This window comes from Bradyrhizobium sp. USDA 3262 (assembly GCF_054060035.1).
Map to the genome: position 1 here is coordinate 8709799 of NZ_JBSSCT010000001.1, position 22763 is coordinate 8732561.

The 22763-nt window shown below is 59.9% G+C and carries 23 protein-coding genes and 3 pseudogenes; 8 read left to right on the forward strand and 18 right to left on the reverse strand.

The window, feature by feature from the left end:
- Nucleotides 1-13 precede the first annotated feature (13 nt).
- The gene (locus ACVWYP_RS41215; protein WP_018272925.1) at nucleotides 14-268 is read left to right on the forward strand and encodes a hypothetical protein; all 255 of its coding nucleotides are present in this window, start codon (nucleotides 14-16) and stop codon (nucleotides 266-268) included.
- 314 nt (nucleotides 269-582) lie between these two features.
- On the opposite strand, the pseudogene nagA reads toward ACVWYP_RS41215, so the two are convergent.
- Nucleotides 583-1759, reverse strand: a pseudogene (gene nagA, locus ACVWYP_RS41220) (N-acetylglucosamine-6-phosphate deacetylase).
- A 119-nt stretch (nucleotides 1760-1878) separates the two neighbouring features.
- Between nagA and ACVWYP_RS41225 the strand changes: the two are divergent.
- The 3 genes from ACVWYP_RS41225 to ACVWYP_RS41235 are packed head-to-tail and all read left to right on the forward strand — an operon-like array spanning nucleotide 1879 to nucleotide 4803.
- Nucleotides 1879-2817, forward strand: coding sequence for a BadF/BadG/BcrA/BcrD ATPase family protein (locus ACVWYP_RS41225; protein WP_304497264.1), 939 nt, complete (start codon nucleotides 1879-1881; stop codon nucleotides 2815-2817).
- A gap of 19 nt (nucleotides 2818-2836) precedes the next feature.
- Nucleotides 2837-3793 carry an N-acetylmuramic acid 6-phosphate etherase gene (locus ACVWYP_RS41230; protein WP_028344258.1) on the forward strand — a complete coding sequence of 319 codons (957 nt, stop codon included), beginning with the start codon at nucleotides 2837-2839 and terminating at the stop codon, nucleotides 3791-3793.
- 11 nt (nucleotides 3794-3804) lie between these two features.
- Entirely contained in the window at nucleotides 3805-4803 is a 999-nt protein-coding gene (locus ACVWYP_RS41235; RefSeq protein ID WP_304497265.1) for an SIS domain-containing protein, read from the forward strand.
- Nucleotides 4804-5261: 458 nt separating this feature from the next.
- Here the strand turns inward: ACVWYP_RS41235 and ACVWYP_RS41240 are convergent, their stop codons facing one another.
- Nucleotides 5262-5450: a hypothetical protein gene (locus ACVWYP_RS41240; protein WP_304497266.1), complete on the reverse strand. Its 189-nt coding sequence runs from the start codon at nucleotides 5448-5450 to the stop codon at nucleotides 5262-5264.
- A gap of 381 nt (nucleotides 5451-5831) precedes the next feature.
- Between ACVWYP_RS41240 and ACVWYP_RS41245 the strand changes: the two genes are divergently transcribed.
- Complete coding sequence (locus ACVWYP_RS41245; protein ID WP_304497267.1) at nucleotides 5832-6029, forward strand: hypothetical protein; 198 nt, start codon at nucleotides 5832-5834, stop codon at nucleotides 6027-6029.
- Between the two features lie 319 nt (nucleotides 6030-6348).
- Here the strand turns inward: ACVWYP_RS41245 and ACVWYP_RS41250 are convergent.
- The 12 genes and pseudogenes from ACVWYP_RS41250 to ACVWYP_RS41305 all read right to left on the reverse strand — a co-directional run.
- Nucleotides 6349-6612 (reverse strand): annotated as a pseudogene (locus ACVWYP_RS41250) (L,D-transpeptidase); the annotation flags it as partial.
- A 14-nt stretch (nucleotides 6613-6626) separates the two neighbouring features.
- A complete protein-coding gene (locus ACVWYP_RS41255; protein WP_028341158.1) occupies nucleotides 6627-7463 on the reverse strand; it encodes an IS5 family transposase in 837 nt (278 codons plus the stop codon).
- Nucleotides 7464-7518: 55 nt separating this feature from the next.
- A pseudogene (locus ACVWYP_RS41260) lies at nucleotides 7519-7992 on the reverse strand (L,D-transpeptidase); the annotation flags it as partial.
- A 469-nt stretch (nucleotides 7993-8461) separates the two neighbouring features.
- Nucleotides 8462-9799, reverse strand: coding sequence for a TAXI family TRAP transporter solute-binding subunit (locus tag ACVWYP_RS41265; RefSeq protein WP_304497268.1), 1338 nt, complete (start codon nucleotides 9797-9799; stop codon nucleotides 8462-8464).
- Nucleotides 9800-9965: 166 nt separating this feature from the next.
- A complete protein-coding gene (locus ACVWYP_RS41270) occupies nucleotides 9966-10322 on the reverse strand; it encodes an HdeA/HdeB family chaperone (RefSeq protein WP_304497269.1) in 357 nt (118 codons plus the stop codon).
- A gap of 62 nt (nucleotides 10323-10384) precedes the next feature.
- Nucleotides 10385-10861 carry a DUF992 domain-containing protein gene (locus tag ACVWYP_RS41275; protein ID WP_304497270.1) on the reverse strand — a complete coding sequence of 159 codons (477 nt, stop codon included), beginning with the start codon at nucleotides 10859-10861 and terminating at the stop codon, nucleotides 10385-10387.
- A 27-nt stretch (nucleotides 10862-10888) separates the two neighbouring features.
- Nucleotides 10889-11605, reverse strand: a complete 717-nt coding sequence (locus ACVWYP_RS41280) for an outer membrane protein (RefSeq protein WP_304497271.1) — start codon at nucleotides 11603-11605, stop codon at nucleotides 10889-10891.
- A 74-nt stretch (nucleotides 11606-11679) separates the two neighbouring features.
- A complete protein-coding gene (locus ACVWYP_RS41285; RefSeq protein ID WP_304497272.1) occupies nucleotides 11680-12423 on the reverse strand; it encodes an outer membrane protein in 744 nt (247 codons plus the stop codon).
- A gap of 314 nt (nucleotides 12424-12737) precedes the next feature.
- Nucleotides 12738-13703 (reverse strand): helix-turn-helix domain-containing protein, encoded by a 966-nt coding sequence (locus tag ACVWYP_RS41290; protein WP_304497273.1) that lies wholly within the window; start codon nucleotides 13701-13703, stop codon nucleotides 12738-12740.
- A gap of 37 nt (nucleotides 13704-13740) precedes the next feature.
- Nucleotides 13741-13872, reverse strand: a complete 132-nt coding sequence (locus ACVWYP_RS41295) for a hypothetical protein (protein ID WP_304497274.1) — start codon at nucleotides 13870-13872, stop codon at nucleotides 13741-13743.
- Between the two features lie 294 nt (nucleotides 13873-14166).
- Entirely contained in the window at nucleotides 14167-15609 is a 1443-nt protein-coding gene (locus ACVWYP_RS41300; RefSeq protein WP_304497275.1) for a DUF1254 domain-containing protein, read from the reverse strand.
- Nucleotides 15610-15765: 156 nt separating this feature from the next.
- On the reverse strand, nucleotides 15766-16443 hold the full coding sequence (locus ACVWYP_RS41305) for a hypothetical protein (RefSeq protein WP_420888154.1): 678 nt from the start codon (nucleotides 16441-16443) through the stop codon (nucleotides 15766-15768).
- Nucleotides 16444-16579: 136 nt separating this feature from the next.
- Between ACVWYP_RS41305 and ACVWYP_RS41310 the strand changes: the two genes are divergently transcribed.
- Nucleotides 16580-16795 carry a hypothetical protein gene (locus tag ACVWYP_RS41310; protein ID WP_304497276.1) on the forward strand — a complete coding sequence of 72 codons (216 nt, stop codon included), beginning with the start codon at nucleotides 16580-16582 and terminating at the stop codon, nucleotides 16793-16795.
- 77 nt (nucleotides 16796-16872) lie between these two features.
- On the opposite strand, the gene ACVWYP_RS41315 is transcribed toward ACVWYP_RS41310, so the two are convergent.
- Nucleotides 16873-17982 (reverse strand): HlyD family secretion protein, encoded by a 1110-nt coding sequence (locus ACVWYP_RS41315; RefSeq protein ID WP_304497277.1) that lies wholly within the window; start codon nucleotides 17980-17982, stop codon nucleotides 16873-16875.
- A 43-nt stretch (nucleotides 17983-18025) separates the two neighbouring features.
- Entirely contained in the window at nucleotides 18026-18520 is a 495-nt protein-coding gene (locus tag ACVWYP_RS41320) for a helix-turn-helix domain-containing protein (RefSeq protein ID WP_304497278.1), read from the reverse strand.
- Between the two features lie 249 nt (nucleotides 18521-18769).
- Here ACVWYP_RS41320 and ACVWYP_RS41325 point away from each other — a divergent pair, with 249 nt between their 5' ends.
- Entirely contained in the window at nucleotides 18770-19813 is a 1044-nt protein-coding gene (locus ACVWYP_RS41325; RefSeq protein WP_453945823.1) for a helix-turn-helix domain-containing protein, read from the forward strand.
- 279 nt (nucleotides 19814-20092) lie between these two features.
- A complete protein-coding gene (locus ACVWYP_RS41330; protein WP_028341970.1) occupies nucleotides 20093-20329 on the forward strand; it encodes a hypothetical protein in 237 nt (78 codons plus the stop codon).
- 426 nt (nucleotides 20330-20755) lie between these two features.
- Here the strand turns inward: ACVWYP_RS41330 and ACVWYP_RS41335 are convergent, their stop codons facing one another.
- Together ACVWYP_RS41335 and ACVWYP_RS41340 are read right to left on the reverse strand one after the other, a co-directional pair.
- Nucleotides 20756-21970: a CaiB/BaiF CoA transferase family protein gene (locus ACVWYP_RS41335; protein WP_453945822.1), complete on the reverse strand. Its 1215-nt coding sequence runs from the start codon at nucleotides 21968-21970 to the stop codon at nucleotides 20756-20758.
- Entirely contained in the window at nucleotides 21970-22737 is a 768-nt protein-coding gene (locus ACVWYP_RS41340; protein WP_304497281.1) for an enoyl-CoA hydratase/isomerase family protein, read from the reverse strand. Before ACVWYP_RS41340 ends, ACVWYP_RS41335 begins: the two co-directional genes overlap by 1 nt.
- Between the last annotated feature and the right edge of the window lie 26 nt (nucleotides 22738-22763).

A 22763-nucleotide genomic window follows, 5' to 3' on the forward strand; every position in this document is an offset into this window, starting at 1 on the left:
TGTGGAGGGTGAAATGGCCCTGCACTTCCGTCGAGTCGATACTGAACTGGAGATATGGATCGCAAGCAGCGACGACTATTCATTCGTCATCAGCAACGAGAGCCGGAGTGGACCTGGATTGCATGGAGAGCCGGGCTTTGTTGCATCATATCGCCCCGACTTTCTGAATATGCCAGCGGCTCACGTATCCGGGTCTCCCTTCAGTTCGTTCGCTGAAGCCGAGCGGGCCTGCAATGCGTTCCTGGGTCGCCTCATCATTAAGGGATGACTACCGTTATCCGCCCTTCACCTTCGCGCGGCGGCAATGACGACGCGATCGGCGGGCTAGGAACGTGGACGCGTCTTCCGGAGTTGCCATTGGCGCAAATAAACAAGGGAGTGAAGCGCGATGGGACGAGGCGTCTTGCTTTGGCTTTGGGCGTGCCAATTCCCGTGATCATCCTGCTGTGGTTGTTCTTCGGGCACTGACTACGGCGTAATTGCCGGGCGACGTGCACCACGCAGTCTACCGGCGCAGATGCCTCGCCAGGCCCCTGTCAGGATTGGCGCTTACACTCCCCCCCGCTTGGGCTGGTTGCGCATCTAACCTCGCTCGGAAGGCCTGTTCGCCTCGCCCATCGAACCGACCCCGCCTATCCATGTGCCGACGACCTCAAAGTTCGAATTAAAGGCGACAAGATCCGCGCGGTATCCGGGCGCGATCCGTCCAAGCTCGGACCCAAGGCCCAGAAATGCCGCGGGCGTCCGGGAAGCCATGATAAGAGCATCGACAAGGGAGATTCCGATGAGCGCAAACAGCGTTGCGCACCGCCTCGATCATGGTGAGGTGAGCGCCCGCGAGCGTGCCATCCCGGTCAGTCAGGCGATTGTCGTGCAACGTGATCTCCCTTCCCTGTAGCAGGAATTGCCGGTCGCTCGTGCCCGCCAATGGCATGGCATCGGTAACCAGCATCAATCGATCGCGTCCCTTGCAGCGCAAGGCAACACGCAAGCAGGCGCGGTCAACGTGGATGCCGTCGCAGATGATCCCTGCAAACAACCGGTCATCTCCCAGCGCGGCGCCCACCAAGCCCGGCTCTCGGGCGGTTAACTGCGACATGGCATTGAACAGATGGGTCACCCCCGAGACACCGCGATCGACTGCCTGCCCGATTTCGGCTGCGGTGGCGTCGCTGTGGCCGGCCGCGATACGCAATCCAGCGCCGATCAATTCATCGATCATGGACGCGGGCACGCATTCCGGGGCCAAGGTCACCATGGAGCGACCGCGGTCCCCGAAGCTTTTGATGGTGGCGAGATCGCGCCGATCGGGCACGCGTATCTCGGCTTCCGGATGAATGCCCTTGCGAGACCTGTTGAGGGCCGGACCTTCCAGATGAAAGCCGAGCACGCCAGGAATTTCGAGGCACGCCTGAGCTGCTACAGCCAATCGTTCGATGACCTCGCTTCGATCGGTGATGAGGGTTGGCAAACAGCCCGTCGTGCCGGCCTTGCGGTGCGCCTCGACGATGCGGCGAACGCCGGCCTCCGATGGCTGCTCGTTGAGAAGAACGCCGCCGCCTCCGTTCACCTGAACATCGACAAATCCGGGTGCAAGGATCGCATCTCGGGGAAGGTGGATCGAGGCGCGCGCCTCCTCGGTAATGCCTTCGATCCGCCCCTGCGAGATCCTGACCAACCCCGGCCCGCGCATGTCGGCACCATCAAAGATGTGCTGCGCAGCAATCGAGAGAACCACGGAAGACCCAGCTTGGCCCATAAGTGCTAATCCGAGAATGCCAATCACGGGCTCGTGAGGCGAGTCCCGTGCTGTAAAGGTCCTTATATGTACACAACGGGATTCGGGGACCCGGAGCTAAACCCTTGCGTTAACTTCTCATGGGAACAAAAGGTACCACCTATCTCGGCATCGATGGGGGCGGAACCCGCTGCCGCGCCCGGATCGAGGACGAAAATGGCAGGGTACTCGGTGAAGCGAGCTCGGGGCCTGCCACGACCCGGATTGGCTTCGACCGGGCCTGGCGGTCCATCATGGAGGCCACCGAAGCGGCGGCCGCACAGTCCGAACTGACGCACGAGGATTTCACGCGGATGCACGCCGGAATTGGCCTCGCCGGCATTGGTCGCCGGGGTGCGGAAGCGGCGCTCAAAGAGATCCCGCATCCCTTTGCCTCCGTTATCTTCATCAGCGATGGCCTGGCTGCCTGTCTCGGCGCCCATAGCGGCGCCGACGGGGCCATTGTGGTCACCGGCACGGGCTCCGTGGGTGTCGGCCTGATCGGTGGCCGCGAGATCCGTATCGCCGGTTACGGCTTCCCCGTCTCGGACGAAGGCAGCGGCGCCGACATTGGCCTGCAGGTCGTTCGACTGGCGCTGCGGGCCGCGGATCGCCGCGGCGAGCTGACACCATTGCTCGCAGAGGTGCTGGGCGCATTCGATCAAGATCCTTATCAGGCCGTGGCGTGGTCCGAAGAAGCCAGGGCCACCGACTACGCTGCGTTCGCGCCGACCGTGATGCGGCACGCCAATCAGGGCGATCCGGTCGGCCGCCGCATTGTCGAACGCGCGGCCGATGCCATTGGCGATCTGCTTGATCTGTTCCTGGCTAAAGGAATTGACCGGCTCGCGCTGGTGGGCGGGCTCGCGGATGCGATTACGCCCTGGCTAACGCCTGACCTGCGCGCCCGCCTGAGGCGTCCTGACGCCGACGCAGCGGCCGGCGCGCTGCTTGTGGCGCGAGGGCGGCTCGACCTGCGCAAGCTGGACCCGCCCAAGAGAGAAACTGACCATGAACAGACTTCGAAGTTCCGCGTTTGATGGTGCTTGGATCACGGATATGGCCACCGAAGAAGTCGATCCCAGATTTGCCGACCTTGATGCATGGTCGCTGACGTCAGCGATGGAAGCGATGTGGGAGGGCCAGCTTGCGGCGGTCGCCGCGATCGGCCATGCCCTTCCCGCGATCACTGCGGCAGCCGAAGCGGCCAAGACGGTGCTGGGCGACCGCGGTCGCATTGTATATGTCGGCGCTGGCACGTCAGGCCGCGTGGCGGTCCAGGACGGCGCCGAGCTGACGCCGACCTTCGCCTGGCCCCGCGAGCGCGTCCGCTTCGTCGTTGCCGGCGGTGACAGCGCGTTCGTCACAAGCATCGAGGGCGCGGAGGACGATGTCGATGATGCAGTCACGCAGATCAGCGCCGCACGGCTCACGCCGCACGACGTGGTGATTGCGGTAGCCGCCAGCGGCACCACGCCGTTCACGGTCGCGGCGCTGCAGCAGGCAGGGTCTTTCGATGCAGTAACGATTGGTGTCGCCAACAATCCCGGCACCGCACTGCTGGCATTGGCAACGTTTCCGATCCTGGTCGAGACCGGCCGAGAGCTGATCGCCGGCTCCACGCGGATGAAGGCGGGCACCGCGCAGAAGGTCGTGCTCAACCTGATCTCCTCAGGGATCATGCTGCGCCTTGGCCGGGTATATCGCGGCATGATGGTGAACATGCCGCCGACCAATGCCAAGCTAAAGCGGCGCGCCGAGGCCATGGTGGCGCAAATCGCGCGCTGTAATCCGTCGCACGCGGCACGCTCGCTCGAGCAGGCCGAGGGAGACATCAAGATTGCAGTCCTTCTGGCGCTCGGTGTCGACAGGGTTGATGCGGAGACCGTTCTGGAGAACTGTGACGGCAACCTTCGGCAAGTGTTTGTCGAGCTTGCCAAGAATCGTGACTCGCATCGTGACCGACTCCCAAAGGGAGCGGCGGGACGCGGCCGAGGCGGAGTGGTTGAGCCGTGACGACATCCGCGATGGCGAGCGAAATCGGGGAAAGCGCGGATGTTGTCGCCAACATTGTTCGCAGCCGACCCGCCACGCGCGACATCGCACAGCGGATTGGGATTGACTCCGCCCCTTTGTGCGTCGTGTGTGGTCGGGGAAGCTCCGGGCATGCCGGGGTTTTCTTGAGATATCTTGTCGAGACGCGGCTTCGCCTTCCCGTTTCAGCAAGTGCTCCCTCGGTGATCACCGCATTTCGCACACCCTTGATGCTGCGCGATGCGCTGTTCATCGTGATCTCGCAATCCGGGCGCAGCCCGGATCTTGTCGCAGCGACCAGGTCGGCACGAGCCACGGGCGCACGCACGATTGCCATCGTCAATGCGACGTCGTCGCCGGTGGCTGACGAAGCGGAGTTCGTCGTTCCGATCGAAGCCGGCCAAGAGCACTCCGTAGCGGCGACGAAGACCGTAATCGGCTCGATGGCCGCCAGCGCCGGACTGGTTGCCGAGCTGGCGCAAGATCGTGCGCTACGGTCAGCCCTCGACCGGCTACCCGAGCGCCTGCACCGCGCGCTGGCGCTCGACTGGTCGGAAATTGCCGATGATCTCGTCAAGGCGTCAGCTGTGTTTGTGGCGGCTCGGGGCCTGGGCCTGGGCTCGGCGAGGGAGATCGCGCTCAAGCTTTCGGAAATCATGCGCCTGCCCTCCATCGGACTGAGCGCCGCCGAGCTGCAGCATGGGCCACGTGCCGCGTTATCGTCGCGCACGCCAGTTGTCATGATGCGTGTCATGGATGAAACGGCGACTACGGTGGACGCACTGGCAGAGGAATTGCGTGAGCAAAAGATCGCGCTGCATCTCTGCGGCGGACCGCATGGCTCGCTGCCTTGGTTGGTCGAGGATGACCCCGCCACCGACCCGATCACCATGCTCGTTCCGGCCTATCGGATGATCGAGCAGGCGGCATGCGCCCGCGGATTTGACCCGGATCGTCCCCCTCGCCTGAGCAAGATTACCGAGACGTTTTGACTGATCGCTGGCTGGCGACCAAAGCGGGAGCGAAATCGTCAAAACGTAACAAACGCGAGCAGAAGCGACCGAATGCGCGACAAAGGCAACGAGGCTGATCGCTATTCTGCCGCTCATAGCGGTCTGGTTGCAGGTTCGAGTCCTGCCGGGCCACCAATGAGATTAATGTCTTACGGGATCTTGGTTGTCCCCACCGCGACGACCGCAACAGAAACCGCACCAGATACGTGCTGTTTTCGTTCACACGAAAGTTCGCAACGGCGTCAGGCAAGCTCGTCTGCTGATGAGTGGACGCGACAGTGCCACCCACGATCCTTGCCTTTCCCGCCGACGGAGAGGATCGACAGAAGCAGTCTCTCCTTTGGCAATGATGTCGGCTATCTCCGGCAAAGCGGAAGTCAGCCACAACGCCAATCAAGTCGCTAAGGGCCACAATCGGAAGCAAGCCAGCCTGTTTCTCACAACGGCTCCCTCAGCCCATGCTCCTTTGGTATCAGCACAAGCCCGAGCTGCGGATCGTCCTGAAGCTCTCCGAGAATAATGCCGTGCCCGTTGTAACCAACTATGGGGCAACCGGGGTGCAGGAGGATTTTCACGGTCTCGGTATTGATCGATCCCTTGATCACGTGATCAACGCGTGCGGTCAACAGTTCCACCTGATAACCAGAACCAGCGCGTTCGACTCGCGTACGATCGTAGACCGATGCTTCAATTATCTCGGAGGAAGAAAAGCGGGGTCGGTCGGAACCTGCTCAAATAAGATACTTGATCCGGCGCCTGGGATTACGCAGGCAACGGCGTTGGTGCACGCGACGCAATAAATCGCAAAACAGAGCGACCATGTACGCAGATGGGCAAGCGGTTGTTTATTCATCGCACCACGATGCCAACTCTTTGCGAGGTCGACAATGGGCCAAGAAGAGACAGCGCTTTTCGCTTGTTGCCTAGATTGGGGCGCGTCGGAAACTATGCTTCAACCCGTAGATGTTGTAAATTTCTCAACCACATCCAAGAAGCGGAATGTCCAGATGGGAGCCTCGATTAGCGACACCGCCTCCACAATCCTGTTGATCACGCTCCTTGTTCTGGGGTTCGTCGCGACGGTCCTGTGGGGGCCGTCCTTCGAGCGGCTCGGCGACGACGTTGAGGCCCCGTATATCTTCAAGCTGGTCGGCATCGGGCTGATCGTGTTCTTCTTGATCGCAATCACCTTCAGGCTCATCTGAACAAGCCCCCTTGGAGGGGCGGCTCCGGCGGAGCCAAACCTGCGACTGACTTGAACGCACGCATCCCCCAGCCCGTTCTGCGTGTGGCCAAGCGCTGATCATCGTTCGATGAACGTTGGCCGGCCGCCGCGCGACAATAGCCAGCGAAATCCATTCACCCATTGGAATTTCTATTCAGACAATTTCGAGCCCCCTGGCCAAACCCCGTCTCTCGATGACGCGCTTACACACCGGCGGATTGAAGGACCCACAGCGCACCGAAGAAGCCGGCGACAAAGTCCGAATTGGCTCTTCGCCGTGCAAAGACGTGTCGGCAAGCCTATGCCGGCAGCACGATCACCTTCGTATTGACGGGCGTTCGCGCATATAGGTCGATCATGTCCTGACTGAGGAGGCCGGTACAGCCGCTCGTAATGCCGTTCCCAATCGTTTCGGGGTCGGTGGTGCTATAGATCGTGTAAAGCGTGTACACCCCATTTTGATAGAGGTAGAGCACGCGGGCACCAAGTGGATTGTCGAGACCTCCCGGCATGCCGCGAGCATATTTGCCCGCCTCCGGCTGGCGCGCGATCATCTCCTTAGAGTCTGACTCATAAGTCACCCATCCTTGCGGGCAGCGGCAAGTCTGCGGGTCAGGAGCCTCATGTGTGCAATCAGCAGCCAGGCAGCTTCGGTTGCCACCGTCGCCTCGAAGTCCTTGGCGAGGCGGCGGCATCTGCCGAACCAAGCGAATGTGCGTTCGACCACCCACCGCCTCGGCAGAAGCTGGAAGCCTTTGACGCCTTGGGGCCGCTCGACGATCTCGACAGTCCATGGACCGCAGTCTGAGAGCGCGTCGAGGAGTTGATTTCCGCGGTAGATCCGGTCGGCAAAGACGTGGCGCAGCCGGGGGAAGTTCATCCGCACGTTCTTCAGCAGCGGTACGGCGCCATGGCAGTCCTGAACGTTGGCCGGATGAACATGAACCCCGAGGAGGAGGCCATTGGTATCCGTCACAATATGCCGCTTGCGGCCGTAGATGCGCTTGCCTGCATCGTAGCCGCGCGGTCCGCCAGCTTGCGTGGTCGGCGCACTTTGACTGTCGATCACGGCTGCCGTCGGCTTCGGTGCGCGTCCAAGCTTTTTTCGCGCCCGTCGGACAAGGACGCTGACAATCCTTTGCCACCGGCCTGTATCCCGCCATCTATAAAAATAGCCCTGCACCGTCGAGTAGGGCGGGAACTCCCGCGGCAGCGCCCGCCACTGGCAGCCGGTCGAAACGATATAGAGAATCGCTTCGACCACACGACGCAGCTCCGTCTTACGCGGCCGGCCGCGCCGGTTCGCTCGCGGCAACAGGCGTCTGATCAGCGCCCACTCCGCATCGGTCATATCGCTTGCATAACGCAGATCGTCCCGCCGATATTGCTCCCGAGTGATCTCAGTCCAGGGCATCGTGCTCTCCCTCGAATCTTTGCAAATCCGATGGAATCACACCCCACTGAGATCACTCACCCCATTTTTCAGTCAGGCTCTTAGGTGGCGTCCAGGTAGGCCATTCGGCTTTGCGCCCGACATAAGCCTCCCCGCTCCACCGGAATCCATCGCGGCCGACATTGGCTCCATAGCGGGTCGCGTTTCCCTCGCCCTCGATGCGGTAAACATAGTATTTGCTGGGATCGACGATAATCGTACCGGGCGCCTCACTACTGTCATAGCGCACTGTCTTGCGAAGATATTTCGGATTGACCTTACTAACATCGACCGCAGGGATCGGGAATTTCTCGTTCGGCACAGGCCCGTAGACTTTCTCCGCCTCGGCCAAGCTCATGTAGTCGGATGCGCAACCGGCCAGGCCCAGTGCGGCGAGACCAGCAGCGGAGCCGAACAGAAACGCCCGGCGGTTGAGAGGCCGCGACCGAAGTCCGGGCAGAGCCCCCTCACCCACCGCGCCGGCGTCGGCAATTCCACGGTCCATGATCATGATTTCGGATTTTCCATTGTCCCGTTGTACGGCCGGACCAGACTTTGGCATACGGGATAGTGAGGGAGGAGAAAAAGTTCTTCGTCATTCGAGGTTGAACCTCCTTGACCAACAGATGGCCTTTTGGCTGCCGCCTGGGAGCAGGCAGCTGACGGCCATTTCTATCCATGTCGCGGCCGGCGACTTCGAAGCCGAACGTGGGTTTATGGTGCGCTCGGAGGGAGGTCGCATTTGCTGCGGTTTCAACGACTTATGCCGATGACGTGGATCGAACGGGTCCTTTCAACCTCAAAGGGGCGTTTCAGCTCCTGTTCAGGAGGCGCATCGCCCTTGCCTGACTGCCTCGCGGTTCGGTCACTATCATGGCTCCTCTGACGACAGCTGAGTCTCGCAGCGAAGCGCAACGGAGCGCGCCTATCCAGATCAAGGATGCGGCGTTTACCCTGCAGAGTGAGTGTTCAGGCACGCGCTAGTTGCTTGCCGCGCGAACCGATGTGTGGCCAAGCCGGGTCCGGCAATGGCTCATCAGGTATTGGAGCCGTTGGGCGGCAAGACCTAGCGCGGCCATCTCGGCGCCGTCGGCGCCCTCACCGCCTGCATTCCTGGCGAGTTCAGCCTTGAGGATACCGTCAATTCTCCGTTCGATTTGGTCCAGTTCGGCCTCGCTCTTCGCCATCCTGATTTCGTTGCCAAGCTCGTAAAGCGGCTCCAGCATACTTTGCGGTCCGCTGCCTGAGCGGGCGAAACGCCAGGCTGCCACGAGGATGGAGATCAGTGAGCCCAGCAACAGCGACCCGTAGTAGAGCTTGTCGTCGTATTTGTCGAAGAAGCTCTGCTGGTTGCCATTGTAGTAGGTCGCAGCTCCCGGATGGATCGGGATCAACGCGTCCGCATCCGTGCTCGGCGCCGCCGCCTGGGCCAATATCGGAAACTGTGACAGCAGATCCCGTTTTGCATCGACCAGTGACTGCGCCAGATCGGTAATGGTGTCGGCATTGACTGACTTATTGGCGACGAGAAAGTACGACAAGCGCAGCGAGGTCAGGTCATCGGAGGGAACCGGCGGAGCGCCCCGCAAGGTGCCTTTCGGGATGTCATAGCTCTCGTATTGCTGCGCGACGTTGGCGACCGCGCCGGCCGACTCGATTTCGATCAGTTTTGGCGCTGACCCTTTGGCGCGTTCCTGGTGAAAGAATTGCCTGACTTTGGAGAGGTATTTTTCCGTTAGAGGAACAACGGCCAGCAACGCGTGAACCTTTCCTGATGCGAGCGACGCCGCGGCGTCGTTGATGGCAACATTCAGAAAGGTGACCTTGGCGCGGTCGAATTGATACACCTGCTTGAGGGCCTCAACTGTCGGGGCGTTGATGGCGCCGCCGACCACGCCAATGGTCATATCGTGTAAGCCACCGAGGCTGTCGGCGCTGGTGGCTGCGGGCGTCACGATCAGGACCACCCCATGGGTCAGGAGCAGAACGCTCCGCGCGTCTGCCAGGCCTCTGGTATCGCCTCGAACGATTGCAAGATCGGCCTTGCCCTCCGCCAGCAGTTCGGCGGCCTTCGCTGAACTTCCGGCATCGCTGACCTTCAACCGGACATGCGAGTTCGACGCCGACAGGCGCGCTGATATCGCCGAGATCAGCGCCAGCGACTCGCCATCGGCCGACCCGGCAGCCACGGTGAGCACAACAGGCTTTGCGAAGTAGCGATACGCGAACCATCCGCTGCCGATCGCCGCGGCCGTGGCTGCTCCGACAATCAGTATCCTGAGCCATCGCGGCCACAGATTGATTGCGAGGTTGCTCATGGCATCACGGTACGAACGCCAGCATCAGGCCGGATACCCCTAAGGAAACGCTGATGCCCGCCTGCCCCACCAAACAGCACGTTGGCGCCGACTATACGCTTCGCAAAGGACAACATCAGTAGGTCCCCCTCATCGAACGCCGGGCCTAACGAATGGCGCTCTTGTCTCAATCGGCCTTCATCCGAATTCCCAGTCTCGCCCGCTCATCCTTGAATACGACAGCGATGGCTTCGATAATCAGCTTGTCTGGATTTGCCTTGCAGTACTGGATCACCTCATGCTCCACGACCTTTCCCTTCCTGAGATCCAGATAATGCTTCTTGGCTAGGCCGTTGTACCAACCGCTGTACCAGGCCGTCAGGGCGTCCGCGTCTTCCTGGTAGGTACCCGCGAGTTGGGCACATGTCAGCTTTTGAACATCAATGAAGCCGTTGCCGTCGACATAGGCCGAAAGCGGCGTCTGGGCGAGAGCGCCGGAGCACGCAATTGTCGTAGCAACTGCAAGAAGGTAGTAATACCGCATTCTAGATCCTCTATCTCGCGTCTCTTGTTCGACTTGGGTGTTCCGCGGCAGGCGCGCTTTGCTCAAGGGACCCCTCGCAGTTGAAGCGCTGACAGGCCAAGCGTGACATTCAGCGCGACCGAACCTTCGACTGATACCGGTTGCAGCGCGAAGCTTCTGTTGGATCCGCCGACCAGAACGTTTGCCCCGACACCAACACCCAACGCCACGTCCCCGCTCGCACCAACATAGGTGCCAGCCAGAGCCCCGGCAGGAACGCCGGCGACGGGCGCCAGAACGCCCCACGCCAAGGCGCCGCCACCGATTACCCCAATATCAATTCCTACCGTGTTGAGGGCGCCTTCGTAAAATTGTGGGGGACCGGGCATGGATGGCACGAAGCGGCACTCCATCGACTGGTGTCCGACGATAATGAATCCAATGCTCGGGTTAGGCTTGCAGGTGAGCATACCCGTCTGGGTCCATGTCGGGGTCTGGGCCGAAGCAGGACCGGTGAGTGCAACCAACGTTGCACAGAGAGCCAACGCCTTAGGATTCATGATAGCGCCCTACCCGCATCTTCCGTTTCAAAATCGATAATTGATGCCGCCGCGGAAGGTGTTGAGCTTGTCGGTGCTTACGCCCGTGCCGACCACCTGGGTGTAGAGATATTCACCCTTCAGGGACCAGTTCGGCGTGAAACCATATTCGATACCCAAGCCTGCAACAATGCCAGGACGCCAGGCTGAGGCTGTGCAATTTGGAAGTACGCCGAGCGTACCACATGCGACGCCGGCAATTGAGGTGCCATTCGCGCTCGATTTCACGAAAGCAGCACCACCGGTGACATACAAAAGCAGATTATTGACGGCGACGCCGACTCGCGCCCGAGCCGTTCCAACGGCGCTGATGTTGGACGCGATATTGAGTGTAATACCCTGCCCGATGCCCGCGATAGCCGGACTTATGATGCCGTTGCCCTTCACGTTCGCCCAATCAAGATCGCCCTCAAGGCCGATCACGACATATCCCTGCTGGATTTGGGCACCCATGGTGCCGCCGAACATCCCGCCACTGATATCGAAGCTTGCACGGTCAAACCTGCCAGAGACGAGCGTCAGCGGATCTTGCGTGCCCCAGCCGTAACCGCCGTTCACTCCGACGTAAAGGCCGGTCCAATTATAGACCTGGGCCACCACGGGCGCGCTCTTGTAGGTCTGCATGGGAAGGTCTGCCGCAAAGGCGCAGATAGAACTGACGGCAGCAAATCCTGCCCCAATGATAAGTTTCTTCATGTCGTCCATCACGAAAATTTCGTCCCAAATTGGTCAAGAGGCCAACAAGGGCCGGCTGCTAAGCCGGCCCTCGCCGGCAAAGATCAGTAACTCGTAGCGACGGGTCCACCGAATTTGTAGTTCACGCGCACGGTGATCAGATCCACGTCTTGGCTGACCTGATTGACCACGGCAGCAGCGCCTGCCGGTACCGAGAAGGAATTGTTGGCGTTACCCATGATCAAGCGATCATATTCAATGGCGGCCGACCAGTTCGGCGTGAAGCCGTATTCAAACCCAACGCCGATGGCGCCGCCCCAACGGGTTGAGGTCGCATAGTTCAGGCCAACGCCTCCAATCGTGGTAGCTTGAAGAAGGTCGTTGTTCGTCACCGCCGCGCCGCCTTTCAAATACAGCAACGCAGCGTTCCACGCGTAGCCGATCTGGCCGGTGAAAAGACCCAAGCTGGTGACCTTGGAAGAATTGGTGAGAAGCGGATTGACAACGCTCACGTGTGAACTGCGCATATTTGCCCAGTCGCCCTGGCCTTCCAAACCGAACACAAACTGACCGGCCTGCCAACGGTACCCCAGCTGTCCACCGATGACGCCTCCAGACTGACTGTGGCAACCATCAGGAATGACCAGGCCACCTGCCGGTACGACACCCCAGCAATTGCGGCTCGTGCCATATCCGCCATTACCGCCGATGTAGAAGCCGGTCCAATCGTAGACGGCAGTTGCCATCATGGGGGCCTTGGCCGGGTAGGGCCGCTGCGGCAGGTCGGCAGCGAACGCAGGAGCTACGAATGCAGTGAATGCGGCGGCGGTGAGTACGATCTTTCTCATTTCAAAATCCCTTGCAAACACATCAGCCTCAAGTTCGAGGGCCTGTACCGAAACGTATTTGGGTCAACTCCCGGTCGCTATGTAAAATCGGACAATTAATCGAAAGAAGTCGGTCGTTGCAAATTCGGTACACTGCAGCGTGACGTTTCTGTTTCAGGCCGGACTCAAAGCTATCCGACACGCCGACAGTCAGCTGTCGAATGCCATTGCGCAGACGATCGCACCCGCGCTCCTTCTCGGCGCGTCCGGAGACGCGAATCGCACTTTGCAAATTTGGGTATTGCGGTTGACGACGCTGGTTGAAGCGAGTCGATTCATCCCGCACTTTGCACCCGCGACCTCGCCACCGTCTCCGACGGGCGCTCTCCAAAAAGGGCTCTGTATTCCGAGGCAAAACGACCGAATTCGGTAACGCCGTGTTCGCTCATGATGTTTGTGACTTTGCTTGACGGCCCACATTTTCCGCGGAGTGAACGGCGGACCATGTTGAGTTGACGTAGCTTGAGATAGCTTGCTGGTCCAACACCCAGTTGCTGCCGGAACGTCCTCAGGAGCGTCCGGCTTGTTACGTCAGCCGCGAGGGCCAGGTCAGCAACCTGGAGCCCTCCCCATTTCTGACCATGGGCGTGCTCCAACGCTTTTGTCACAGTGTCACTAGACAATCGCGACTTTTCCGTTGGGAGGCACATTTCGTTGTCCAAATCCGCAATTGCACCGATCAATGCGTTTAACAACCGGGCAATGCTAAGTCCGTGGAGCGTCGACGTTTGCTCCTTGCGTACGAGCGCGGCTGTGCTCGCGGTTGCCTCAGTCAAACAATTGAGAAATTGTTTCGGGGACGAAATGACGCACTTTGCTTTCTTGAGCCGTGTAAGATGGTTTCTGCCGGTCCTGACAACAAATGTTTCAAAGAGCCCAACAGGCATCGAAATCGACATCCAACGATGGATGCCGCACGACGCGAACGTAAAATCGCTCCCAGGCGGAAGCACCACGAAGTCGTGAGGCCGAAGGATTTGACCGTCAAATATCAGGCAATCAGCAATTTGCTCATCCTGAACGATAAAGCTCAAAGCATCTGGACACGAAACGCCGTGCAAGATCTTGGAGCCTCCCTCCAGGCCAAACTGCAAGACGATCGAACCCAGTTTGCAATGATCGACCGACCAAGGAGCTTGACTGGGACCAGTCAGCAGGAAATTCCCCGTCGCTCCAATAACCATGTCGGAATATTCGTCAAAGCTAAGGCTGTATGATGCTACGTCGCTCGCAGCCGCCAACGGAAAAGTCCTCCCACCCGGTTTCCTACAGGCTCGCCTACGGCTTCATCTTGATGCCAAGCTTCGCGCGCATATCCTTGAACACGACAGCAATCACTTCGACGACCAGCTTGCTGGGATCGGCCTTGCAGTACTGGATGACGTCGTGCCCCGCTTCTTTCGCTCTCATGACGTTGAGACGATGCTTACGCGCGAGACCGTCGCAGCAGCCGCCGTACTACGTGGTGAGCAACTCCGCGTCTTCCTACCAAGCGCCCGCAAGTTGAGCGCAGGTCAGCGTCTGAACGTCGATGTATCCTTGCTGCGACGATCAGCGCTCTGTGTGTAATTGCTTACCATCTTCGTTTCCGATTGCTGCTTGAGAGCCTGTGGGTCACGCTCGAACTCGCGCCCGCCAAAAAAGGCCGGCACGAGTTCGCGCGCTCAAATCACTTTCCAGGCAGCATGATTGGTCCAGGTGCCATCAGACCCGCTTGATACCGGGCGGTTGCCAAGTTCCTTGACCCGCCGGCAGGATCGACGGCGGCGTAGGCTTCGGCCAATAGAGGCGCATCACGAGGTAGATCTTGTCATCCGGCGCCGGAAGCCAATTGGCTTCCCTGTCCGCTCCGGGGCTGTCTTTTTGAATGTACAGCGTCAGCGAACCGTCTGCGTCCTTTTTCATCGCCGACAACATCGGAGAGTTAATGAGGTAGCGATTGATCGGATTCTTGACCAAGAACTGGCTCTTGCCGTCGTACATCGTAACGGACCAAAACGCATTCACTGGCGGCAATTGGCCGGGTGCAAAGGTGATGGTGTACTTGTGCTTGCTGCCGTCGAGCAACTCACCGGCCGCGTCCTTCCGTGTATAGGGGTACATCGCTTCTACGGCATCGTTGCCATAGAGACCGCCCTTGGCGGCGCCTGCCCGCATCGCCCAATCGCCGTTGAAGAAGGCCTCGTCGCCGAAGAACGAACCAACGTTCCAGCCATTGATGTTTTTGTTTCCGCTGGCCAGCCATTTGTCGACCTTGTCGTCACCCTGCTTCATGCCCACCAGGATTTCGGCCTTGTGTTCGAGCGATAGATCCCTGAACGCGAAGGTCTTGCCGGGACCGATGCCAATTCTCGCAAGTTTCGCACGGATCGCCTTGTCCCTCGGCGTCTCGGGGACGAATTGCAGGGCTGCGTCGAGATATTGGAAGAAGTTATCCTTGATCCCGGCCGTGGTGGCAGGAAGGAAATCGATCTTCGGCGCGGCGGGCGGGGCGGGCTGTTTGAGGAAGGCGGAAAGCGGTTGGGCCTTGTAGCCGGCCTGAACTTTCTCGACGTTCGGCATGTCGCCGGGATTGAAGAGCTGGGTGCGGAAAGCCGCGAATGTGAACGGCGTCGTCGATCGGAAAACCTTCTTGATTCCGGTCGGCGTTTCGCCTTTCCAGTCGGGGCCGACCACCAGATAGTCGCCCGGCTCGGTCCCCGTGGCGCGCGTGCCGATGTAGCCGAAATTGTAGGTGTTGCCGTCGATCAACTGAACCGAGTAGTAGCGGTCCTTTTCGACCGTCGGCACCGAGATGACCATTGGTTCGGCGCGCAAATCCAGCCAGAGTATCGAGTAAGGGGTGTCGCTGTTCGGCGTGATGATTGCCGTGTCCGCCGGGGTGGCGACGTGGTGCATGTTGTAGATTTCGTTGAACGGTGCCTTGAACTGCCCCGAGTTCCTGTCCACGGCATATTCTTGCATGACCGCATAATTCATCACGAGCGGCAAGCCGTAGATGAAGCCTTCCTCAGCGATGTCCTTGGCCTCTAACAGCCTGGGCCAATCGGTTTTGTTCTGCGCAATTGCCGGGGTGTACTTCGCCGTCGTGGCGGCGAGCGCCGCGAGCGCCGCGGTGGAGCGAAGTAAGTCTCGCTTCGTCAACATTTGCCGTACTCCTTTGTTGTTCGATTGAGCTATCGAAACGATCTGCATTCGGATGTCAGGAAATCCATTGCAGCTTATTGGTTGATATGCCGACCGACACATTGACCGCGGCCTCCGCGCCCGGTCCTGCGCAGGGGCCGCTGGTCGCACGTATCCTTAGTAGCAAGGCGGATAGGGGTAATAGCCACAGCGCGGCGGGTAGTAATAAGGATAGGCGACTGCGGCCGCTCCAACAGCCGCGGCTCCGGCAACGGCAGCGCCGCGATAGTAAGCGCCGCGCCATGCCGTTCTGCGGGCGACACCAGCAAACGATAGCGGCGTAAACGGCCGGCCAATGATGTCGATGAAGACCGATGCCGGTCCATCGGACCCCGCCAGGTCGCCTTCGAGCACGTCAACATCGAAAGTCAGCTTGTCGCCTTCAAGCTTCGGTGACTTCAGCACAACCACGGCGTCGACAACAGCCGATCCGTCCTTCTTGAATCCGGAAACCGTTGCGTTCGGCGGATCCTTCGCGAAATTGTCGCTTCCGTTGCCCCAATCCTCGACGATCCGCGCCGTCAGATCATGCCCGGCTGCCCGCACCGGGCGATCCGCAAACACGATGGCATTCGGAGAAATTCCGGCCAGGACAAGCTTTCCGTCCTTCAGGACGGCGCCCTTGGAGTTGAGAACAAACAACGACGGAACGACCTCGGGCTTCGACTGTCCGATGGATTTCTCCAACGGCATATGCTGCTTCGGCTCGGCTGCCGATTGAGCGGAAAGAACCGTCGGCACACACGCCATACCAGCGGCGGCAATGGCGAGAAGAGCGGCGCGCAATATTGTCATTGGTTCATCTTTCTGTATCCTGTCCGCACGGCGGCAGACCGATGTCGTGCCCTCGAACGGGGCACCTCGACTGCCAGATCACCGTGTCCCGTGTCATGCTCTCCGCCCCAACTTGGACCATCGTTGCTGGCATCCGGTGAGCACCGGGAAATGGTTTTCATCTCGCTATTTCACGGCCATTGAGGAGGATGTCTTGCCATTTCACGCCAATAGCGGCGCGCTTTGCCAATTCTTGCTGCCGGATTGCGAAGCCCGTGAGATCGTCGAGCCGACAAAACAAGCGCTCGACAAGATCACGCGGGTTGCAGGCTTTTGGATCGCTGGAGTACGGATGCCTGCTGATCGGGTTTGACGGACGGCAGCCATGCCCCGACGCTGCATCTCCGGTTGCCGGCTACACCCCTCGCATGCGGCTATCAGATCGGATCCTTACAGATAGGCCGTGTAGGACTGGATCCAGAGCACGATACGGGCGATGAGCCCGATGGGTCCCGCATTTTCGGCGAACACCGTCGCCGTGCCCGATGTACCGAGGCGCAAGGTAGAGCGGTCGGCATTCGCTGGAATCGAAATCACCGCGGGGTACGCGCTCGTACCGCCGATTGATCCGACACGAGCGAGCGTCCCTGATACCGCGATCTGACCCTGCCCGACGCCCTCCGGAATCTCCGCGATCCTGGCCTCGTAGATGCGTCCCGGGTCATTGTCGAAAACGAGTTTCACCTGCGCGCCGGGCTTGATGGTGCGAAAGCCATTCTGCGAAAACACACCGACAATGGAAACGTCCGACTCTATGATAAAGGACATCGCCGCACGCGCCTGCAGGGCGCGGGCACCAACCGCGAGCGCCACGACGCTGGCGTAGCCGTCCGACGGCGCCTTGACCGTCGTCTGTTCAAGCTCCCATTTTGCGTCATCGAGCTGTGCGCGAGTCTGCAGCACGGTTGTGTTGACACCGCCGATCGACGATTCGAACGAGGCCTTAGCGCTCTGCTGTTGCGCCTTTGCGGACTGCAACTGCGCAATCGTAATATCGAGCTGCTCGCGCGTGTCCTGTTCACGAAACGACGTGGCGGCCCCGCTGCTTGTCAAGGAGGCGATATCGTTCAGCCTCTTATCATGAAAAGAGACCTGCTTTTCAAGACCAGCCACATTTGCATTGGCCTGATCGTAATTCGCCTTCAGCACCTCGGCCTGATGCTGAGCTGCGATTAGTGCGGCTTCAAGCTGACGAACCTTGTATCGAAACGGCGTCGGGTCAATTTCGAACAAGACCGCATCGGCCTTTACCGGCACGTTTGGTTTGACGGGGATTGCAATCACCTCACCACTGACGTTCGGCGTCACTTCCACGACTCGTGATACGACCACGACGCGCCCGTTGGGGGTGAGATAATTCAGCATCGCCATGAAGACGGCGAGAATGGCAATGCCTGCAAGGGCAGCGACGGTTCCGGACGACCAGGTCAGGCGTATCAGCTTGAACTTTGAAAATGCCAGCCAAATCAGGACAAGGTAACTGACGAGAATGATAACCATCGTTTGTCCTGTCGTAGCGGCGGCAGGCTGACGCTAATGTTCTTCAGTCAGTGCCGTTAGAACGCTGTTTTTTCCCTTGTCGAGGGGGCGCGACGTTACTCCCGCTTGGCAGCGAAGATGTCTTGCCATTTCGCGCCAATCGCGACGATTTCTGCTGATTGCCCGCATGCGGCCCCTTCCCGAGTCGGGACTTGTCGTTTCCTTGAACAGTTCGCTGCCGCCGATAGATGACGGGCTGTATTTCTGTCAAACGCATGAAGACACGGCTGAAGCTGCTCGTTCCCGCATAGCCGAGACGCAGGGCGATCTCCGATATGCGCTGGTTGGATTCCAGAAGCAGGTAGCAGGCTGTATCGAGGCGCACTTCCGCAACCATGTCGCTGTAGCTGGTGCCCATTCCGGCGAGATGACGCTGCAACGAGCGCGGGCTCATCCCCAGTTGGAATGCGGTGCGTTGAAGCGCTGCGTCACCGTGACGCAGTGAGGCAGCAATCGCCGCGCGCACCGAGTACCGGGAAGGAATATGAACAGGCTTCATGGGACCGAAGGCATGTGGTGAAGACCAAACGCCGAGACGCCTCGTCTAGCCTTCGCTTTTGCTGGAGCATGGGTGAAGAATCGTCGGACGTCTTGCCATAAGCCGCCAAGCTAAAACCGAAGGGCGCGCTGGCTGCCAATGGACCAGCCCAGCCTCTTCCTCCCAATGCAGCGAGTAAATATTTTGCAATACACGCCAACCGGGAGCTATTAAGCTTTCGGCCGCTCAGCCAGGCCGCACGCCGAATACGTGGAAAATCGCCGAACTCAATTTCAGCGCGAGAACCCAAAATTGACCGTACTTCCGCTAACTCGTTGCCAATTCATTATTCCTTTCGCTCACATTTGTGATGAGATCGGTGCTCCAACGGAGGCGTTGCTGACCAAGTTTCGCCTTCCAGCTTCTTTGGAGGAAAAGCCCGAGCACTATATCCCAATCCTGCAAGCGATACGTTTCGCGGAAGCAGCACAGCGGTCGCAGGGCATCACAGACATTGGTTTTCAAGCTGCTCGCCGGCTGCAATTCTGCCACCTGAGCGAAAAGCTTCGCGCCAGCATCCGCTTCTCGCCGACGCTGTTCATTGCCTTGCAGCAATTGTGCAAATGGGCGCCGCTTGAAGACACGACCGTGAGTGTGTGGCTGGAGCGCAACGATAATCACGTGAGAATTTGCAGCAAGCTCGCAGGCGCGGCCTGCATACCGCATCTTGAACATTCGCAGTGGCTTCAGAATGTTGTCGTGATGCATATCGTAAGGCAATTTGCCGGCCTCCACTGGGTTCCGGAGACGATGGCCTTCGAAGCCCGCCATGAACCGAGCCTTGAGACTCGATCGTTCTGGGAAAACACCCGCTTCATATCGGATCAGGATTCCTCATGGATCGATATTCCCGTTTCATTCCTGGATCTCCCCAACCGCGCAAGCGAGACGCAGGCGGCTTCACTTGACGACGGGATTGTGCCGTCCGGCCACGAAATCGTCTCAGCAGTCAAATTGATGCTGCCGTCCTATTTGGACGAAAGGATTCCAACACTCGCGGAGATCGCAGAGATGGCCGGCATCAGCATCAGAAGCTTTCAACGCAAGCTTTCAAGCGCCGGCGTTACATATTCTGACCTGCTTGACGGGGTCCGCTTTGAAAATGCCGCTAAACTTCTGCGTGACACGAATTCCAAGATTATCGATGTCGCATTTTCCTCGGGCTACGCCGACCCTGCACATTTCACTCGCGCGTTCCGACGATTTTCCGGAATTACGCCGAGAGAGTTTCGCGGCAAATGGAAGCCGCAATAGGCATCGGCCCGGTGATATGAACGTCAAACATGGCGGCTTCCGATTGGCGCAAAAATGGCAACTTTGACAACGTGTACCCGCCATAGGATGCCGAACGTGAGACCTCGTTCTGTCGCCGCCTCCTCAAATTTGGTGATAATTTCCCACGATCTCAACATCGCCAACGTTGTCTTTGGGCCACCAGCCATGGGCGGAGAGGACGATTTTCTTTCCATAACTGCCCATTCCGCAAACGGAAGATGGGCCTCCACAAGATCGGCTTCGTCGACAGTTGATACCATGATCACGACGACGATCTGGAAATTCCGCCGCAAGCTCGGCGCGTTTCGGCAACGCGCCCGCTTCGAGCCTGTTGAGATCACACGCCATCGTCGGCGCGCTGAGCGTTTCGACTGGATGGAGGCTGCCAGTCGACGGACGTGCCGTACCTCTGATACGGCCGCCGTCGTCATCGATGCGGTGAAGCGGGCCACAATGCCCCCGGAACATGAGCCACTCGACGAACTGTTGAAATGACGTGCTCACGCTATGCTGAGCTTGGCCATTGGATTCAGAAACGTAGCGCTTGCCGGCCGAAGTTCGTGCCGCGACGACATCATGTGCGTGGTTACGTCGTGATTTGAACCTATGAGCTAAGTCATTGATGTTGTTAGGGCCGATTTAAGAAGCAAGAATAACCCCAGCAATCCGTTGAGATTACTGGGGTTTTTCATCAACTTGGTTGCGGGGACCTGCAACCATCTCAAATTGCTCTTCGAGGCCGAGGCCTAAGGCCACGGCAAGAGGGTCGGAATCAGTTAGCCGCCGGCCCTGGGGAGTCTGCGTCGCAAAAAACTCCGCAGCGGACCATGCCGAGAAGCTCGGCGCGGGCCGCCTGATCCTGTCGGGTTCCTCCTCCATGCAATTGAAGCGCTCTTTTGACCAGCCTCGGACAAGTTCCGCCTACCGCCGGCTGAGCAGGATGTTCCGTTGCTGCAGATCCTTGATCCTCGCGGGCGCAAAGTCGAGCTGGCCAAGAACGTCTTCATTGTGCTCGCCCTGATAGGCCGGCATGCCGGGCGACGGCAGTTCCGAGCGGCTGAAGATCCAGGGGTTGCCCGGCATGCGGACCAGCCCGCCGGCGCGGTCATCGACCTCGACCACGGCGTTCCACTCCCTGGCCCATTCGGTCTCCACGAACTCGTTGACGGTACGCACGCGCCCGACCGCGAGCCCGGCTTCACTGACCTGTGCCTGCAACTGTTCGAGGTTCTCGAACGTGGTGATCCAGGCACGGATTTCCGCGAGCAACGGCGCGAGGTTCTGCCGGCGCAGGCTGGCGGTGGCGTAGCGCGGATCCACCAGCAGATCGCTTCGACGCATCATCGCGCAGTAGCGCGTGAACATCGGCGAATAGATCGGGCTCGCGGCGATCGTCAGCCGGACGCCGTCGGACATCTCGAAGATGTGCGACTCGTTCGCCGACAGAGCGATCGGCTCGCCGTCGGTATCAATCCCCGACATCATCGCGCCAGCGCGCTCGTTGACCGACAGCATCGTCGCGGCCATCGACACGTCGATGTGCTGTCCCTCGCCCGTACGGTTGCGATGCTGAAGCGCGGCGAGCACGGCGATCACGCCCTGCAGCCCGGTATAGACATCGGCATGGCTGCAGGAATCGCCGCGCGGCTCGGACAGCGCCTCGCCGAAGTGATCCTGCACGATCGAGGTCAGGCCGGTCTCGGCCTGCACCGTTGGCGCAAAGGCCGGACGATTGCGCCACGAGGTCGACTGCCCGTAGCCGCTCAGCGAGACGTAGATGATGCCGGGGTTGAAGGCGCGGACGTCGTCATAGCTAAAGCCGAATCGCGCCAAGGTGCCGGGACGGAAATTCTCGACGATGACGTCGGCATCTTTACACAGACGAGCGACGATCTCGCGCCCCTCCGCGTAGTTCAGGTCGATGCTGAGATTCCGCTTGCCGGCGTTCTGCTGCACGAAATAGAGGCCCATGCCGCCGACATAGGGCAGTCCGGCGCGGCCGATGTCGCCTGACGGCGGTTCGATCTTGGTGACGTCGGCGCCGAGGTCGCGTAGCGCCTTGGTGCAATGAGGACCAGCCAGCACGCGGGTAAAATCGACCACCCGCAATCCTTGGAGAGGTGCAGCTGACATCATCAATCTCCCTCGAAGACGGCCGTTGCCGGGCCCGACGAGAAGAAAGCATCGGCACCGCGCTGGCGATCCTTCGCTTTCCAGATCATGTCGTTGATTTCGACCTGTCGCGCGTCTGCCGCCGCGACGCCGCCGCGTGCCTGCAGGTTCGCCTGCATCTTGACGCCCGCGATGACCTTGGTCGGGCCGGCGGCGAGCTGCCGGGCCATGGTCATCGATGATGCCGCCAGCTCCGCTTCCGGGACGACGAGGTTGATGATGCCCCAGCGCTCGAACGCCTCGGGCGTGTGACGGCGGCCTAGCATCGCGATCTCCTTGGCCCGCGCGATGCCGGCGCGTTGCGCGATGCGCTGCGTACCCCCGAGCAACGGCAGCAATCCGACCGCAACCTCGACCTGGCCAAGGAACGCGGTGTTCGCGGCGACGATCATGTCACAGGTCAAAGCGAGCTCAAGCCCGCCGCCGAGCACGCCGCCGTTGACGGCTGCAACGGTCGGGACCGGTACATCCTCAAGACTGCGCCAGACTCTTTCGAGCCCAGCCTGATCGGTGTGAAGTTTGGTGCCGGTTCCCCACGAGGCCATCTCCGCGCCGGCGCAGAAGTGCCGCATCGCGCTGCGCAGCAGGATGGCGCGGCAGCCGGCTGCGACCACGGCTAGGTACGCGCCGACCACATCGTTGATGAGCTGGTCGTCGAGCAAATTGTGCGGCGGCTTCGCAAGCGTTACCACGCCGACCTTGCCGTCCATCTCATGAAGTACCGTCGCCATCCAGGTTCCCTCCGCTCGATGCAAAA

Bases quoted from the DNA above. Each gene is read 5' to 3' on its own strand.
- ACVWYP_RS41300 (WP_304497275.1), bottom strand. From the start codon at position 15,609: ATGTTGACGAAGCGAGACTTACTTCGCTCCACCGCGGCGCTCGCGGCG.
- ACVWYP_RS41265 (WP_304497268.1), bottom strand. From the start codon at position 9,799: ATGAGCAACCTCGCAATCAATCTGTGGCCGCGATGGCTCAGGATACTG.
- ACVWYP_RS41245 (WP_304497267.1), top strand. From the start codon at position 5,832: ATGGGAGCCTCGATTAGCGACACCGCCTCCACAATCCTGTTGATCACG.
- ACVWYP_RS41285 (WP_304497272.1), bottom strand. From the start codon at position 12,423: ATGAGAAAGATCGTACTCACCGCCGCCGCATTCACTGCATTCGTAGCT.
- ACVWYP_RS41215 (WP_018272925.1), top strand. From the start codon at position 14: ATGGCCCTGCACTTCCGTCGAGTCGATACTGAACTGGAGATATGGATC.
- ACVWYP_RS41275 (WP_304497270.1), bottom strand. From the start codon at position 10,861: ATGAATCCTAAGGCGTTGGCTCTCTGTGCAACGTTGGTTGCACTCACC.
- ACVWYP_RS41235 (WP_304497265.1), top strand. From the start codon at position 3,805: ATGGCGAGCGAAATCGGGGAAAGCGCGGATGTTGTCGCCAACATTGTT.
- ACVWYP_RS41270 (WP_304497269.1), bottom strand. From the start codon at position 10,322: ATGCGGTATTACTACCTTCTTGCAGTTGCTACGACAATTGCGTGCTCC.
- ACVWYP_RS41295 (WP_304497274.1), bottom strand. From the start codon at position 13,872: ATGAGAGCGAAAGAAGCGGGGCACGACGTCATCCAGTACTGCAAGGCC.
- ACVWYP_RS41340 (WP_304497281.1), bottom strand. From the start codon at position 22,737: ATGGCGACGGTACTTCATGAGATGGACGGCAAGGTCGGCGTGGTAACG.
- ACVWYP_RS41280 (WP_304497271.1), bottom strand. From the start codon at position 11,605: ATGGACGACATGAAGAAACTTATCATTGGGGCAGGATTTGCTGCCGTC.
- ACVWYP_RS41225 (WP_304497264.1), top strand. From the start codon at position 1,879: ATGGGAACAAAAGGTACCACCTATCTCGGCATCGATGGGGGCGGAACC.
- ACVWYP_RS41320 (WP_304497278.1), bottom strand. From the start codon at position 18,520: ATGAAGCCTGTTCATATTCCTTCCCGGTACTCGGTGCGCGCGGCGATT.
- ACVWYP_RS41230 (WP_028344258.1), top strand. From the start codon at position 2,837: ATGGCCACCGAAGAAGTCGATCCCAGATTTGCCGACCTTGATGCATGG.
- ACVWYP_RS41305 (WP_420888154.1), bottom strand. From the start codon at position 16,443: ATGACAATATTGCGCGCCGCTCTTCTCGCCATTGCCGCCGCTGGTATG.
- ACVWYP_RS41315 (WP_304497277.1), bottom strand. From the start codon at position 17,982: ATGGTTATCATTCTCGTCAGTTACCTTGTCCTGATTTGGCTGGCATTT.
- ACVWYP_RS41330 (WP_028341970.1), top strand. From the start codon at position 20,093: ATGATCACGACGACGATCTGGAAATTCCGCCGCAAGCTCGGCGCGTTT.
- ACVWYP_RS41255 (WP_028341158.1), bottom strand. From the start codon at position 7,463: ATGCCCTGGACTGAGATCACTCGGGAGCAATATCGGCGGGACGATCTG.
- ACVWYP_RS41335 (WP_453945822.1), bottom strand. From the start codon at position 21,970: ATGATGTCAGCTGCACCTCTCCAAGGATTGCGGGTGGTCGATTTTACC.